The sequence below is a fragment of the Arthrobacter globiformis genome, assembly GCF_030818015.1.
Classification (GTDB): Bacteria; Actinomycetota; Actinomycetes; order Actinomycetales; family Micrococcaceae; genus Arthrobacter; species Arthrobacter globiformis_C.
Genome location: NZ_JAUSZX010000001.1, coordinates 3829103 through 3843432, shown reverse-complemented (window position 1 = coordinate 3843432; position 14330 = coordinate 3829103). Strand labels below are relative to the sequence as shown.

Annotated in this window: 13 protein-coding genes and 1 pseudogene; 11 read left to right on the top strand and 3 right to left on the bottom strand. The window is 66.9% G+C overall.

The genetic code is table 11. The annotated features are described in order from the left end of the window. Positions 1–58 precede the first annotated feature (58 nt). Entirely contained in the window at positions 59–1261 is a 1203-nt protein-coding gene (locus QFZ23_RS18035; RefSeq protein WP_306924989.1) for an ROK family transcriptional regulator, read from the bottom strand. A gap of 229 nt (positions 1262–1490) precedes the next feature. Here QFZ23_RS18035 and QFZ23_RS18030 point away from each other — a divergent pair, with 229 nt between their 5' ends. From QFZ23_RS18030 to QFZ23_RS18010, 5 genes and pseudogenes are all read left to right on the top strand, one after another. Continuing rightward, complete coding sequence (locus QFZ23_RS18030) at positions 1491–2798, top strand: ABC transporter substrate-binding protein (protein WP_306924987.1); 1308 nt, start codon at positions 1491–1493, stop codon at positions 2796–2798. Positions 2799–2821: 23 nt separating this feature from the next. Beyond that, positions 2822–3770, top strand: a pseudogene (locus QFZ23_RS18025) (carbohydrate ABC transporter permease). Beyond that, positions 3770–4696: a carbohydrate ABC transporter permease gene (locus tag QFZ23_RS18020; RefSeq protein ID WP_306924985.1), complete on the top strand. Its 927-nt coding sequence runs from the start codon at positions 3770–3772 to the stop codon at positions 4694–4696. Before QFZ23_RS18025 ends, QFZ23_RS18020 begins: the two are co-directional and overlap by 1 nt. 52 nt (positions 4697–4748) lie before the next feature. Next, positions 4749–6458, top strand: a complete 1710-nt coding sequence (locus tag QFZ23_RS18015; protein ID WP_306924983.1) for a glycoside hydrolase family 13 protein — start codon at positions 4749–4751, stop codon at positions 6456–6458. A gap of 151 nt (positions 6459–6609) precedes the next feature. Next, positions 6610–7575 (top strand): aldo/keto reductase, encoded by a 966-nt coding sequence (locus QFZ23_RS18010; protein ID WP_306924982.1) that lies wholly within the window; start codon positions 6610–6612, stop codon positions 7573–7575. Positions 7576–7679: 104 nt separating this feature from the next. On the opposite strand, the gene QFZ23_RS18005 is transcribed toward QFZ23_RS18010, so the two are convergent. After that, positions 7680–8600, bottom strand: a complete 921-nt coding sequence (locus tag QFZ23_RS18005; protein ID WP_306924980.1) for a TauD/TfdA dioxygenase family protein — start codon at positions 8598–8600, stop codon at positions 7680–7682. Between the two features lie 56 nt (positions 8601–8656). Next, positions 8657–9694, bottom strand: a complete 1038-nt coding sequence (locus QFZ23_RS18000) for an ABC transporter substrate-binding protein (protein ID WP_306924978.1) — start codon at positions 9692–9694, stop codon at positions 8657–8659. Between the two features lie 318 nt (positions 9695–10012). Here QFZ23_RS18000 and QFZ23_RS17995 point away from each other — a divergent pair, with 318 nt between their 5' ends. From QFZ23_RS17995 to QFZ23_RS17970, 6 genes are read left to right on the top strand one after another with little or no spacing between them, the layout of a single operon-like run. After that, positions 10013–10876, top strand: a complete 864-nt coding sequence (locus QFZ23_RS17995) for an HpcH/HpaI aldolase/citrate lyase family protein (RefSeq protein WP_306924976.1) — start codon at positions 10013–10015, stop codon at positions 10874–10876. A gap of 27 nt (positions 10877–10903) precedes the next feature. Then, positions 10904–11845, top strand: coding sequence for a DUF2797 domain-containing protein (locus QFZ23_RS17990; RefSeq protein WP_306924974.1), 942 nt, complete (start codon positions 10904–10906; stop codon positions 11843–11845). Between the two features lie 32 nt (positions 11846–11877). Next, positions 11878–12102, top strand: coding sequence for a DUF3188 domain-containing protein (locus tag QFZ23_RS17985; protein ID WP_306924972.1), 225 nt, complete (start codon positions 11878–11880; stop codon positions 12100–12102). Between the two features lie 35 nt (positions 12103–12137). After that, positions 12138–12599 carry an FAS1-like dehydratase domain-containing protein gene (locus QFZ23_RS17980; RefSeq protein WP_306924970.1) on the top strand — a complete coding sequence of 154 codons (462 nt, stop codon included), beginning with the start codon at positions 12138–12140 and terminating at the stop codon, positions 12597–12599. A gap of 2 nt (positions 12600–12601) precedes the next feature. Further along, positions 12602–13039: a MaoC family dehydratase gene (locus QFZ23_RS17975; protein ID WP_306924967.1), complete on the top strand. Its 438-nt coding sequence runs from the start codon at positions 12602–12604 to the stop codon at positions 13037–13039. 12 nt (positions 13040–13051) lie between these two features. After that, positions 13052–14323: an MFS transporter gene (locus tag QFZ23_RS17970; RefSeq protein WP_306924964.1), complete on the top strand. Its 1272-nt coding sequence runs from the start codon at positions 13052–13054 to the stop codon at positions 14321–14323. The last annotated feature ends 7 nt before the right edge of the window (positions 14324–14330 follow it).

Here is a 14330-nt window from a genome sequence, read left to right as displayed (position 1 = left end):
GTGGGTCGCTGCGGGAGGGGTCTGCTGCGGGAGGGCGCCTGTCTCCTGAGGGCCGCGGCTAGGCCGGGACGTTGAGCTCCAGGTCCAGGGTGTTCGCCTCCACGTAGTCTAGGGCCCGCCGGACCGCGCCCACGGTGACGATCGAATCGCCCAGCGGCGAGACCGCCACCCGCGGCGGGGTGGCCGTGAATTCCGGGAGCCGGGTCGCAATAGGCTCGATCAGGACCCCGGCAGAGTTGGCCACGGCCCCGCCGATCACCACGAGGTCGGGGTTGATCAGGGTGGCCACAGAGCCGATGACCCGGGCCATCCTGTCGGCCAGCCGGTCAAGGATCTTCAGTGCCTCCGCGTCGCCAGCAGCTGCCGCGGCAAAGACGTGCTCCGCCTCGGCCCCCGTGGCGGCGTGTTCGCGGAGGGACGTCTCGGCGGTGCCCTCAAGCGCCTCCGCAGCCCAGGTCCTCGCCAGCGTCGCGATGCCGAAGGTGTCGCCCACGCCCTCTACCAGGTCCAGGTACGCGAGTTCACCGGCGCCGCCGCCGCTGCCGTGCAGCAGGCGGCCGTCTTCGATGACGCCGGAACCGAAGCGTTCACTGGCCAGGATCACGACCACGTCGTCCACGCCCGCCGCGGCGCCCCGCCACCGGTCGCCGAGGGCGGCGAGATTGGCGTCGTTCTCCAGCAGCACCGTCCATCCGTGCAGCTTGTCCAGCGCGGATTTAAGCCCGACGTCGAACAGCCCCCAGAAATGCTGGGCCGTGAGGATGTTGCCTTTCCGGTCCACCGGAGCCGCCATACCGGCGCACACGGCCAGCACTGCGTCGGGAGAGGCCCCCACACTGTGCAGCGCCATCATGGCGGCCCGGTCAATGACAGCAACGCGTTCCTCGGCGGAGATGTCCTCGATCTCAAACGGCTGGCTGGCCCGTCCCAGCGCCTTGCCGCGAAGATCGGACACCACCACCGTCGCTTTTGAGAACCCCACGTCCATTCCCAGGACGTAGCCTGCCCGCTCGTTGAGTTCGAACCGGCGGGCGGGCCGTCCCTTCTGGTAGCCGCCAAAGGCGCGCTGGTTCTCCAGCTCGGTGATCCACCCGCGCTGCATGAGGTCCTCGCATACTGAAATGGCGGTGGCCCGGGTCAGGCCGGTGGCTTGGATGACCTCCGTCACCGTCACCGCGCCCGAGGCGCGCATGAAATCCAGGACCGCTCCGGCGCTCACGCGGCGAAGCAGCTGTGGCGTGGCCGCCGTCATCTCGGACATGGTGTTGACCTCCTTGTGCTCTGCCCCACATAATACTTGAGGAACTAAATTTAGATTCCATATAAAGTACTCACGTGGGCCGGACGGCCGCCGGCCACGGGATTCTCCTTCCAGCTTTTTCCTCAGCCTTTTGCAAAGGAGCAACTGTGAACTGCCCTTCCCAGCACCGCCGGTTCCGGAATCCGCAACGCCGCGCCACCTCCCAGCACTCCGTCCAGGCCTCCGCACTGTGAGTGCAATCCCGCTCAGCCGCGAGACTCCGCTCAGCCGGCGCGCGCTGTTCAAGGCGGCCGGCCTTGCAGGTGCAGCAGCTGTCCTTCCGCTGGGGGGCTGCGGCTCCGTGCCCAGCAGCCAGAACGGCGTCACCACCCTGCGCTTCATGCAGAACAAGCCCGAGGTGGTGGCCTACTTCAACCAGGTGATCAAGGACTTTGAGGCGCTCAACCCGGACATCCGCGTCATCCAGGACTTCAATGAGGGCAACTTCGTTCCGGGCCTGGTCCGCAACGACCCGCCCGACGTCGTGACCCGCGGCTTCGCCCAGGCCACCGCCGACTTCGTCCGCAAGGGCGTGTTTGCAGATCTTTCGGACCATCCAGCGGCAGCCACCATCGACCCCAAGGTCCAGGACCTGATCAGTTCCTGGGGACAGTACAACGGGCACGAAACCAGCGCCCTCCCGTTCTCCCTGGCAGCCGCCGGGGTCATCTACAACCGGGACATCTTCGAGGCCCGGGGCGTGTCCGTCCCCGCCACCTGGGACGAATTCGTGGCGGCCTGCGAGAAGTTCAAGGCCGCCGGCATCACGCCCATCTACGGCACGTTCAAGGACAGCTGGACCCTCGGCCAGGGGATGTTCGACTACCTCGCGGGCGGCTCCCTGGACGTCGCCGACTTTTTCGCCGAGCTCGCCGCCAAGGGTGCCACCATCAGCGAAGACGCCAAAGAGTCGTTCACCAGCAACTTCGGTCCGGTCCTACCCAAGATGCTTGAGCTTGCAGCCTTCTCGCAAAAGGGCGCCACGAGCAAGAACTACGCGGACGGCAACGCCGCATTCGCCAAGGGCCAGGCGGCCATGTACCTGCAGGGCCCGTGGGCGCTGTCCCAACTGGTGGCTGCAAACAAGGACGTCAGGCTCGGCAGTTTCCCGCTGCCCGTCACCAACAACCCCGCGGACACCAAGGCCCGGGTCAACGTGGACATGGCCCTGTCCATCACACGCAACACGCCGAACATGGCCGCGGCACGCAGGTTCGTCAGCTACCTGCTGGAGCCCTCCGTCGTGGACGCCTACAACGAGAAAAACGCGGCGTTCTCACCGCTTAAGGAAGCACCCGCCGTCGAAAATCCCCAGATCACCGGCCTCGCCGCCTCCGTGCGGGAGGGGCGGTACTACCAGGGAGCAACCACCTACTTCCCGCCGTCGGTACCGCTGTACAACTACATCCAGTCCTTCGTGTACGGCAAGAACGGCGAGCAGTTCCTTTCCGCCCTCGACGACGAATGGCGCCGGGTCGCCGAGCGCACCGCGGTCTGACCCGCCCGAATCCAGGAGCCCCCATGACTACAACCTCAGAGATGGCGCAGGCAGCCCCGCCCGCCGCCTCGACCGTTCCCCCGAAGACCCCGCTGCGGTCCATCCGCGCCAAGGGCCGCATCGACCCCGCGTACTACTGGATGGTGGTGCCGGTCCTGGCGCTGTTCGCCTTCTTCATCACCCTGCCGGCACTGGTGGGCGTATTCTTCAGCCTGACGAACTACGCCGGCTACGGCGACTGGAAGTTCATCGGACTGTCCAACTACGTCAACATCTTCCGGGACCCGGCCATCCTGCAGTCCTACATCTTCACGTTCGTCTTCGCACTGACCACCACCGTGGTGGTCAACATCGTGGCCCTCGCAATCGCCCTTGGCCTGAACGCCAAGATCAAATGGCGCACCGGCATCCGCACCGTCTTCTTCATCCCCATGGTGCTCTCCGCCCTGGTGGTGTCCTTCGTGTTCAACTACCTGTTCTCCAACACCCTGCCCGTGCTGGCGGACCGCTTCGGTGTGACGCCCCTGGCCACGAGCATCCTGGCCAACGAGAATCTCGCCTGGCTGGCCATCGTGCTGGTCACGGTCTGGCAGGCGGCTCCCGGCGCCACCATCATCTACCTGGCCGGGCTGCAGAGCGGTCCCGTCCGAGGTGTATGAGGCCGCGGACCTCGACGGCGCCGGCAGCTTCCGGCAGTTCGCGAGCCTGACGCTGCCGCTCATCCTCGGGTACCTCGTCATCAACGTGATCCTCGGCTTCAAGGGCTTCCTGGGTACCTACGAAATCATCGTGGGCCTCACCGGCGGCGGGCCCGGCATGGCAACTCAGTCTGTGGCTATGCGCATCTTCTCCGGCTTCACCGGCGGGGATTACTCCTACCAGATGGCGAACGCCGTCATCTACTTCCTGATCACCCTGCTGATCTCCGTCATCCAGCTGCGCCTTATCCAGCGCCGGGGGGTTTCTCTCTAATGACAGCTTTTCCACTGGCCGCCCGCCGCACCGGCCGTTCAAACAACCCAGGCCGCGCCAAACACCCAACCAACCCAGTCCGCCGGAAGAACCGCTCCGGCCGGGAGGGCTACAAGATCAACTGGTGGCTCACCGCGCTGATGCTGGTGGCCTCCCTGACCGTGCTGCTACCGCTGTACTTCACCGTGGCCATGGCCCTGAAGTCCCCAGACCAAATCGGAACCGGCACGGGGTTGGAATGGCCCGGCCCGGTGAACTGGGAGAACTTCGGCGCCGCCTACGTGGCAACGAATTTCCCGCGGGCGTTCATGTCGACGGCGTTCGTCACCGTGCTTAGCGTCCTTGGTTCGCTCGCCTGCAGCTCGCTGGTGGCGTACGCCATCGCCAGGAACTGGAGCCGGAGGTTCTTCCGGGGCTCCTTCGTGTACCTGCTCTCGGCCATGTTCATCCCGTTCCCGGTGATCATCCTGCCCCTGATCAAGCAGACGGCCCTCCTCGGCCTGGACAACCCGGGCGGCGTGGTGTTCCTGCACGTGCTGGGCGGCATCTCGTTTAACACGCTGCTGTACATCGCCTTCGTCCGCTCCATTCCAGTGGAGCTGGAAGAATCGGCCCGGCTTGACGGCGCTACCACGTGGCAGGTGTTCCGCAGGATCATCTTCCCGCTGCTGGCCCCCATGAACGCCACCGTGGGCATCTTCGCCTTCCTCGGCTCATGGAACGACTTCCTGCTCCCGCAGATGATGATCGCCGATCCCGCCCTGCAGACCCTTCCCGTGGTGCAGATGCTCTTCCAGGGAGAGTTCAACACCAACTACAGCCTCGCGTTCGCGTCCTACCTGATGGCCATGGCACCCACTTTGGTGGTTTACATCCTTGCCCAGCGTTGGGTACTGTCCGGAGTCATGCGCGGGGCCGTCAAGTAGACCCATCAAACCAGTCCAGCAACAACCCCAACCACAAGAAAAGGATCATCCCTTGTCCACCACCGCCACGCTGGCAACCCTTTCCGATTCCGACCGTTTGGCCGATCCGAACTGGTGGCGCCAGGCGTCCGTCTACCAGATCTACCCCCGCAGCTTCTCCGATTCGAATGGCGACGGCCTGGGCGACATCAAGGGCATTACGGCCAAGGTCCCGTACCTGAAGTCGCTCGGAATCGACGCCGTCTGGCTCAGCCCGTTCTACCCGTCGGCGCTCGCCGACGGCGGCTACGACGTGGATGACTACCGCAACGTTGACCCGAAGCTCGGCACGCTGGAGGACTTCGACGAGATGGCCGCCGCCCTCCACGCCGTCGGCATCAAGCTGATCGCCGACATCGTTCCGAACCACTCCTCGGACCGGCACGAATGGTTCAAGGAAGCCCTGGCCTCCCCGAAGGGCTCCCCGGCCCGGGACCGCTACATTTTCCGGGACGGCAAGGGCCCCAACGGTGAGTTCCCGCCGTCGGACTGGGATTCCGTCTTCGGCGGCCCCGCGTGGGAGCGCATCACCGAGCCGGACGGCACCCCCGGCCAGTGGTACATGCACATCTTCGCCAAGGAGCAGCCGGACCTGAACTGGGCCAACAGGGAAGTCCGCGACGACTTCCTCAAGACCCTGCGCTTCTGGTCGGACCGCGGCGTGGACGGTTTCCGCGTTGACGTGGCGCACGCGCTCACCAAGGACCTCACCGAACCGCTGCTGTCCAAGCTGGAGCTTAGCGCCGCCAACACCGGCACGGACGGGTTCGACGACGGGTCGCACCCGTTCTGGGACCGCGACGAGGTGCACGAGGTCTACGCCGAATGGCGCGAGGTCTTCAACGAGTACAACCCGCCGCGCACCGCCGTCGCCGAGGCCTGGGTGCACGCCACCCGCCGGGCCCGCTACGCCAGCCCCGAAGGCCTGGGCCAAGCGTTCAACTTCGACCTCCTGCAGGCGGACTTCGACGCCGAGGAGTTCCACGAGATCATCACCCGCAACCTGGCAGAGGCAGCAGCCACCGGCGCCTCCTCCACTTGGGTGTTCTCCAACCACGACGTCGTCCGGCACGCCACCCGCTACGGCCTGCCCAAGGGCTCCAAGGGCCAGCACGCCAAAGGCCAGGACGGCAAGGCCTGGCTGCTGGCCGGCGGGCCCGAAAAGGATCTCGACGTCGAGCTCGGCAAGCGCCGCGCCCGCGCCGCCACGCTCCTCATGCTCGCGCTGCCCGGCTCCGCCTACCTGTACCAGGGCGAGGAACTGGGCCTGCAGGAAGTGGCGGACATCCCGGAATCCGAACGGCAGGACCCGTCGTTCTTCCGCAACAGGGGAGTGGAAGTGGGTCGCGACGGCTGCCGCGTGCCGCTGCCGTGGTCCGTGGAGGGCACGTCCTTCGGGTTCGGCGACGGCGGCGCTCACCTGCCGCAGCCCGACTGGTTCAGCAGCTACGCCGTTGAGGCGCAGGACGGCACCCAGGGCTCCACGCTCGAGCTCTACCGCACTGCCCTGAAGCTCCGCCGTGAGCTGCAGGCCGCCGAAGAGCTGGAATGGATCGAAACCGGAAACCCGGACGTCCTGCACTTCAGCCGCCCGGGCGGCTGGCAGGCAGTGACCAACTTTGGGGACACCGCCGTCGACCTTCCCGCGGGCACGGTGCTGGTGAGCAGCGCACCGCTGGAAGGCGGCAAGCTGCCGGCCAACACCACGGCCTGGCTGCGCTGACTCCAACTGGCTGCGCTGACCACTGACTGAATGACAAGCCGCTGGCGCACCCCGGTTCTGACCGGGGTGCGCCAGCGGCCCGCTTTAACCGCCTTGTGGGCACCCGGGCCAGCCTCTGTGCGGGGCCCGGAACAAATGAAAGAGTGATGCCATGACTGAACAGACTGCAGCACCCTACGGCCGGCTGCTCTACGGCTGCATGGGCCTGGGCGGGGACTGGTCGACTGAACCCCACGAAATCACCGACGTCGAGGCCGCCGCCGAGGCCATCGATGCGGCCCTGGACATCGGCGTCACGCTCTTTGACCACGCCGACATCTACCGGCACGGAAAAGCCGAGGCCGTCTTCGGCGAGGTCCTGGCCGGCACCAGCGGGCTGCGCGAGCGCATCCAACTGCAGACCAAATGCGGGATCCGGCTGAACGAGCGGGGGCTGGAAACCCACTACGACCTGAGCGCGGACGCCATCATCGAGCGCGTGAACGGCAGCCTCGAGCGCCTGCGCACCGACTACGTGGACATCCTCCTGCTGCACCGCCCGGATCCCCTGATGGACCCCGCGGAGGTGGCGGCCGCCGTCGGGAAGCTGATGGCGGAAGGCAAGGTTCGGGCGCTGGGCGTGTCCAACATGTGCGCCGCCCAGATCGAGTTCCTGCAGGACAGCCTCGAGACTCCGGTGGTGGCCAACCAGCTGGAGCTCAGCCTGCTCAAGCGCGACTGGCTGGAGAGCACGGTGCTGGTCAACCATCCCGATGCCCAGGGCTACAGCTTTCCGCACGGGACGCTGGAGTACTGTGCCCGGGAGGGCATCACCTTGCAGGCCTACGGCGCCCTGGCCCGCGGCCATTACACCGGCAACCCGCCCGAGCGGCCCACTCCGGCCGAGAGCGCCACGGCTGCGCTGCTCTCGGAGATGGCCCGCGAGAACGGCACCACCGTCGAGGCGGTGCTGCTGGGCTGGCTCATGAAGCACCCGGCCGGCATCGTGCCGGTCATCGGCACGGCCAACCCCGACCGGATCCGTGCCTGCGCAGGGGCAGCCCGCGCGGCCGAGGCCATGACGCGGGCCGAGTGGTACCGGCTGTGGGTCACGGCCCGGGGTAGCAACATCCCTTAAACCCAACTAGGTCGCAGCTGACGGTGTTCTGAGCACTTAGAACGCCATCTGCTGCGACCTACTTGGGGGGGCGGAAGCGCCGCGGGCCCATCAGGCCAACAGCCCTAGAGCGGGGCGACCTCCGAGTACGTGGAGGCATCACCCTTCAGGGCCTGGCTCTGCTTGCCGTCCACGCCCACCGGGATGTCCCCGGCGATGGTGACGCGGTTGAGCTTGCGCGGCTGGCCGTCGTAGTTGTCCGGTGCGTAGTGCTGGGTGATGCGGTTGTCGAAGAGCACCAGCTGGTTGGGCTCCCAGTTCACGCGGACCACGTTTTCGGGACGGGTCACGTAGGCCTGGAGCAGGCGGATGATGTCCTTGGACTCGGTGTTGGACAGACCCACGATCCGCAGGCGCTGCGCGAAGCCCCCAATGAACAGTCCGCGCTCGCCGGTCAGCGGGTGGACCCGCACCACGGGGTGGGCCGTCTCGAACTTGAGCCGGCTGAACTCCTTGCGGCGCTCCTCGGCGTTGGCGTGCTCCAGGTTCTTGGGCACCGAGTAGTCATAGTCGTTGGTGTGGATGGCCCAGAGGGTGTCGGCGAAGTTCCGCAGCTCGTGCGGCAGGTCGCTGTAGGCGCCGGCGGAGGAGGCGATCAGCGTCTCGCCGCCGTAGGCCGGGACGTCGATGCTGCGCAGGGTGGACGCCTGCGGCGGGTTGACCACGAACGTGACATCCGTGTGCCAGTTGTTGGCCGAACCGTTCTCGCTGTCCACCGGCAGGACGTTCTCTTCGCCCTCCACGGACGCCACGGTGGGGTGCGCTTTGGTGAGCGGGCCGAAGTGGCTGGCGAACTTCACCTGCGCCTCGTCGGAGAGGATGTTGGCTTCACGGAACACCAGGGCCTTGTGCTCGTTGAGGGCCGCACGGATCTGTGCAACGGTCTCTGCCGGCAGGTCGCCGCTGAGGTCCAGGCCGCGGATCTCGGCGCCGATGCGGGAGCCCAGCTTGGAGAATTCGAGCTTTGTTTCGGTAATGACAGTCATCGTTCTTTCCTCACTTTGTGTTGCGGTTACTTCGAATCGGGCGTTACTTGAGGGCGTTACTTTGAATCGGTCAGGAGTCCGTTGAACTCATTGGTGTACAGCTTCTTGGCGTCCAGGTCGGACTTGATGATGCCGGCGGACTTCAGATACTCCTCCCAGCGGGTGAAGTCCTCGTCCTTGATCTCGCCCTTGGCGGGGACGCCGACGCTCTTCCAGTACTGCAGGGCGGCAGGGTTCTCATTGCGGCCGCGTTCCTTCAGGATCTTGGTGAGCCGGGCAATGACTTCCTTGCGGGGCGTGGTCCGTTCCCACTCGATGGCCTTCGCCACGCCCGTGGTGAAGGTCCGGACCGTGTTGGGGTTCTGGGCGAGGAAATCCTCCCGGAAGACATAGGGTCCGCCGGCAAACGAGCCGAACAGGTCAAAGTCGCTGAAGACGGACCGCAGCCCGCCGTTGGCGACGGCTTTGTCCTGCAGGATGCTGCCAAGCGCGCCGGCGTCCACCTGGCCGCGGCGGATGGCTTCCTCCGTGTCGTTCGGCGGCACCACCACGAGCTGGACCTGCTTGATCTCGTCCGCGCTCAGGCCGTTCTTGCGGAGATAGGTGTTGATGACCGCCTCGGAATGTGCGCCTAGGGTGTTCACGGCGATCTTCTTGCCAATGAAGTCCCGGGCAGTCTTGATCGGGCTGTCTTCCTTCACGTAGAAGCCGTTGAAGGTCTTGCTGTCCTCGCCGTAGTAGTTGATGACGGCCTTCACCGGAGCGCCGGCCTCCACGAGCTTCACCACAGCGCCGGCGAACGCGCCGCCGAAGTCGGTCTGGCCCGTCGCTGCGGACTGGATGTCCTGCGGGCCGCTGATGGTGTTGCCCACCCAGTTCAGCTTGACGTCGCCCAGGTAGCCGAGGTCCTGCGCCAGCTCCGGAAGCGTGACGTTGTTGGCCCAGCCCTGGTAGCGGAGCTCCTTCACTTCATTGGCACCGGGAGCGCCGGTGCCGCCTGTGTCATCGCCGGCGGCGCTCCCGCCGCAGCCGGACACCGTCAGGGCGATGACGACGGCGGCCGCAGCACTCAGGATGGTCAGGTGTCGTTTCATTGGGGGTTCCTTCAGGGGGTTGGTTGGCTGGTGAGCCAGGTTCTTGGCGGCCACTGCAACGACCGATGGATCGATGTAAGCGCACTCGACAGGACGCAGAAAAGTGCCCGGGTCACGGCGGGCAACCGTTGGAAATCCGCGGAAACACGGCGCAACAGCGGGTCATGAGGCGCCCCGTTGCGGCCGGTGAATCCTCGTGACGGGAGGTGCCGGGACGTCATTCCGTCGGCGGTACACTGTGGCTTTTGTTCGTATTGGTCTGCCCGGCGGGGCCGATCTGCGTCGCGCACACGGGCGCGCGCCCGATACGGTAGAACCATGACGTCTACTTCCACAGCCGAGATCACCCGGCACGAACGCAATATCCCCGCCGAGATCGCCCGGTCGTGGCTGCTTGTCAACGCAATGAAAACCGAGCTTTTCGACCAGTCCGCCGTGTCCCGCGCGGACTCGATCATCCTGGACATCGAAGACGCCGTTGACCCCTCGCAGAAGGACGTTGCCCGCGAGAATGTGGTGAACTGGCTCTCCGGCGGTGGCCGGGCCTGGGTGCGGATCAACGACGCCACCAGCAAGTTCTGGGCCGACGACCTCGCGGGCCTGCGCGGCACGCCGGGGCTGCTCGGCGTCATGCTGGCCAAGACGGAGTCGGCCGACCAGGTCACCGAGTCCTTCCACCGCATGGACGGCAAGACGCCGGTCATCCCGCTCGTGGAATCGGCTCTTGGCATCGAGGAAGCCAACCACATCGCCAAGGCCCAGGGTGCGTTCCGCTTGGCCTTCGGCTCCGGCGACTTCCGCCGCGACACCGGCATGGCGAACACCCAGGAGGCCATGGCCTACCCGCGCGCCAAGCTCGTCGTCGCCAGCCGGGTGGGCAACCTGCCGGGCCCCATCGACGGGCCCACTGTGGGCACCAACCACCCCATCCTGCGCGAGCAGACCGGCGTCACCGTAATGATGGGTATGACCGGAAAGCTCTGCCTGGCCATCGACCAGACCAGCGTCATCAATGAGGTCATCAGCCCCACGCCGTCGGACGTGGCTTGGGCCACCGACTTCATGGCCGACTTCGAGGCCAACGGCCGCGTCATCCGCGACGGCTCCGACCTGCCCCGCCTCGGCCGCGCAGAGAAGATCATGAAGCTCGCGGTAGCGTTTGGCGTACAGCCAGCGCTCTAGTCTGCATCAGCATTACCAGGAGACCCCGTGACCGATACCCGTTATCTGGTGCACGGGGTCTTTTGGGATGGGCCGCCGGCCGTTTCCGCATCGTCCGACGGCGGCCGGCCGGTCCTGCGCCTCCAGCACCGTTCCGGCGGGTTCAGTGAGATGACGCTCGACGCCGGCACCCGCCTCGGGTTCCGGCTAGCGGACGGCGTCAAGCACTGCCTCGGCCACACCAGGGTTTTTTCCGCCACCGAGCGCCGGCACGTGACGTGCCCGGGCAGCGCCCCTGCGGTCCGGGGCAGCCAGTGCGAGACCTGCCAACTGGCAGACGACACCCGGCTGATCCACGACTTCCACCGCGGCGGACGGGTCCCGGCCGGCCTGCGGGACTACCTCATGCAGCCGCACTCGCTCTATGTCGCCACGTTCGCCAACGGTGCCAGCAAGATCGGCACGGCGTCGCGGCCGCGCAAATGGAACCGGCTGGCTGAGCAGGGTGCGGTGGTTGCCCGTTACGTCGCGCTGGCGGAGGACGGGCGGGTGGTGCGCGTCCTGGAGGACCTGGCCACGAGCGAAGCTGGCCTTGCCCAGCAGGTGCGCGGCGCGGTGAAGACTGCCGCACTGACGGACCCGCTCCCCGGCGAAGAGCTTGACCTCCTGAACCGGAGCCGGGCGGAGGACGTGCGGACGCTCCTGGCAGGCACCGCCGTCGGGGGTTTTGCCATCGTGGATGAACAGTGGGTCCGCCCGGCGCAGGCCGCGGAGCTCTGCGCGGCTGCTGCCCGGCACGCGTACCCTCACGGGATGCACAGCGGAAGTCACGGCTTCACCCTCAGAGCCTTGTGCGGCAGCCACGGCTTGGCCGGTCTGGACGGCTCGGAGCTGGACTTCGTGGTGAACCTCGGGCTGCTGAAGGGCCGCCTGGTGGAACCGGGGGAGTACAGCTCGGAAGTGCCGGCGGTGCAGGAACCCCTTTTCTGAGGGCACACAGGCTGACTGGGTAAACTGGCACGGTGCTGCACGAATTCTGGGCCACCGCGCCCAAGTCCTACAAAATCCTGGTCTTCGCCGCGATGGGCCTTATCGCCGTCGGTCTCATCCTCAACATCGCAGGCAATGTCGCCGCCAACCAGGGACTCATGATCGGTTCCTTGCCGGTGATCGGCCTGGGCCTGGTGCTGCACATGGTCGGTCTGGTGGTCCGCGGCCAGAGTGTGCGGAAGAACATCCCCAAGTAGGAAACCCGCGTGCCGGCCCCGATAGGCTTGAACCCATGACTATCAATCCGGACCTGCAGGGCCGAAGCTACCCTGCCGCAGAGGTTTATGACGTCGGCCGCGAGAAAATCCGCGAGTTCGCCCGAGCCGTCAAGGCCACCCATCCCGCCCACTTCGATCTTGACGCCGCACAGGGCCTCGGCCACCCCGACCTCGTGGCACCGCCCACATTTGCGATCATCATCGCCCAGCGCGCCGACGCCCAGCTGATCGAGGACCCGGAGGCCGGCATCGACTTCTCCCGCGTCGTCCACGCGGACCAGCGCTTCACCCACCACCGCCCCATCTTTGCCGGCGACCGGCTCGTCGCCGAACTGCACGTCGACGGCGTGCGTGCGATGGGCGGCGGCGCCATGATCACCACGCGCAGCGAGATCTTCGCGCTGACGGACGGGGACGGGCGCGAGCCGGTTTCCACCACCAAGTCATCCATCCTGGTCCGCGGAGAGGGACAGTAGCCATGAGCCCCACATTCGAAGAACTCAGCGTCGGCCAGGACATCGGCAGCCGCAGCATCGAGGTGACCAGGCAGGACCTGGTCAAGTACGCCGGCGCATCGGGAGACTTCAACCCCATCCACTGGAACGAGGCCTTCGCCACGGGCGTCGAGCTTCCCGGCGTCATTGCCCACGGCATGTTCACCATGGGTGCGGCCGTGCAGTTGGTCAGCGACTGGGCTGGTGACCCGGCCGCCGTCGTCGACTACCAGACCCGCTTCACCAAGCCGGTGCTTGTCACGGACACCACGGGAACCGGCGACGCCGGTGCAGTGATTGACGTCAGCGGAGCCGTCGGCGCGCTGGATGCCGAAGCGCGCACCGCACGCGTGGACCTCACCGTCGTGTTCGACGGGCAGAAGGTCCTGGTGAAGGCCCAGGCCCTCGTCCGGTTGGCGTGACGTGATGCTGTCTTGAGCTCCACCGCCGTCCAGGCGCGGGAAGTCAGCCTCTGGCGCAACGCCGTCGTGGTGGCCTACGCCGCCAGCGGGCTCGCGTTCGCGTCCTGGGTTTCCCGCCTGCCCGCGATCCGGGACGGCCTCAGCCTCACGCCCGGCACGGTGGGGCTGCTGCTGCTGTGCATGACGGCCGGGTCCTTCCTCTCGGTATCCGCGTCGGGGCTGATCGTGCTCCGGCTTGGTTCCCGGCGGACCATCCGGACTGGAAGCATCATGGTGGGCTGCGGCCTGCTCCTGGCCGGCTTCGGCACGTCCGTCCTGTCCAGTCCGGTTGCGGTTGCAGCGGGACTGGCCGTCGTCGGACTGGGCACCGCCAGCTGGAACACGGCGTCCAACGTGGAGGGAGCCGCCGTCGAACGGGCCATCGGCCGCCACATCATGCCCCGGCTGCACGGCTCGTTCAGCCTGGGCACGGTTGCCGGAGCGGGGCTGGGCGCCTGGGCCGCCGGTGCGGGCGTGCCGGTCGTGTGGCACCTCGCCGCCGCCGGGCTCGTCGTCGCCGGTTCGGTGACGACGGCGGCACGCTGGTTGCGTGCGGACGTCACCCCCGCGGAACGCAGGGCACCGTACCGGCCCGACAACTTCGAGGACCCCTCCACCGGGCCGATCCCCGTCATCCGTTCGGGAAGCGATGGCGCCGGCGAGGCCCCGCTGGACAACAAGCGCAAGATCGCCCAGGCCTGGCGGGACCGGCGGACGCTGCTCCTGGGCGTCATGGTGCTGGGCCTGGCACTGGCGGAAGGCGCGGCCGGGGACTGGGTGGCTCTGGCGCTTGCTGACGGGCACCACCAGTCGGACGCGGCCGGCGCTGCCGGGTACGGGCTGTTCGTCACCTTCATGACCATCGGCCGGTTCGCCGGAACAGTGGTGCTCGACCGGTTCGGCAGGGTTCCCGTGATGCGCTGGTGCTCGGCCATGGCCGTCCTTGGCCTGGCGCTGTTCGTGTTCGCTCCGGCGCCGTGGCTGGCTTACGCCGCCCTGGCAGTATGGGGGCTGGGCGCCTCGCTGGGTTTCCCGGTGGGCATGTCCGCAGCGGCTGACGATCCCGCCAAGGCTGCCGCCCGGGTATCCGTGGTATCCACGATCGGGTACGGGGCCTTCCTGTGCGGCCCGCCGCTGCTGGGACTCCTCGCCGAGCACGTCGGGATCCTGCACTCGCTGCTGGCCGTCATGGCGGTGCTGGTGGCAAGCTTTCTGCTGTCTCCGGTGGCCCGCAAGCTTCCCTAGCTTTCCC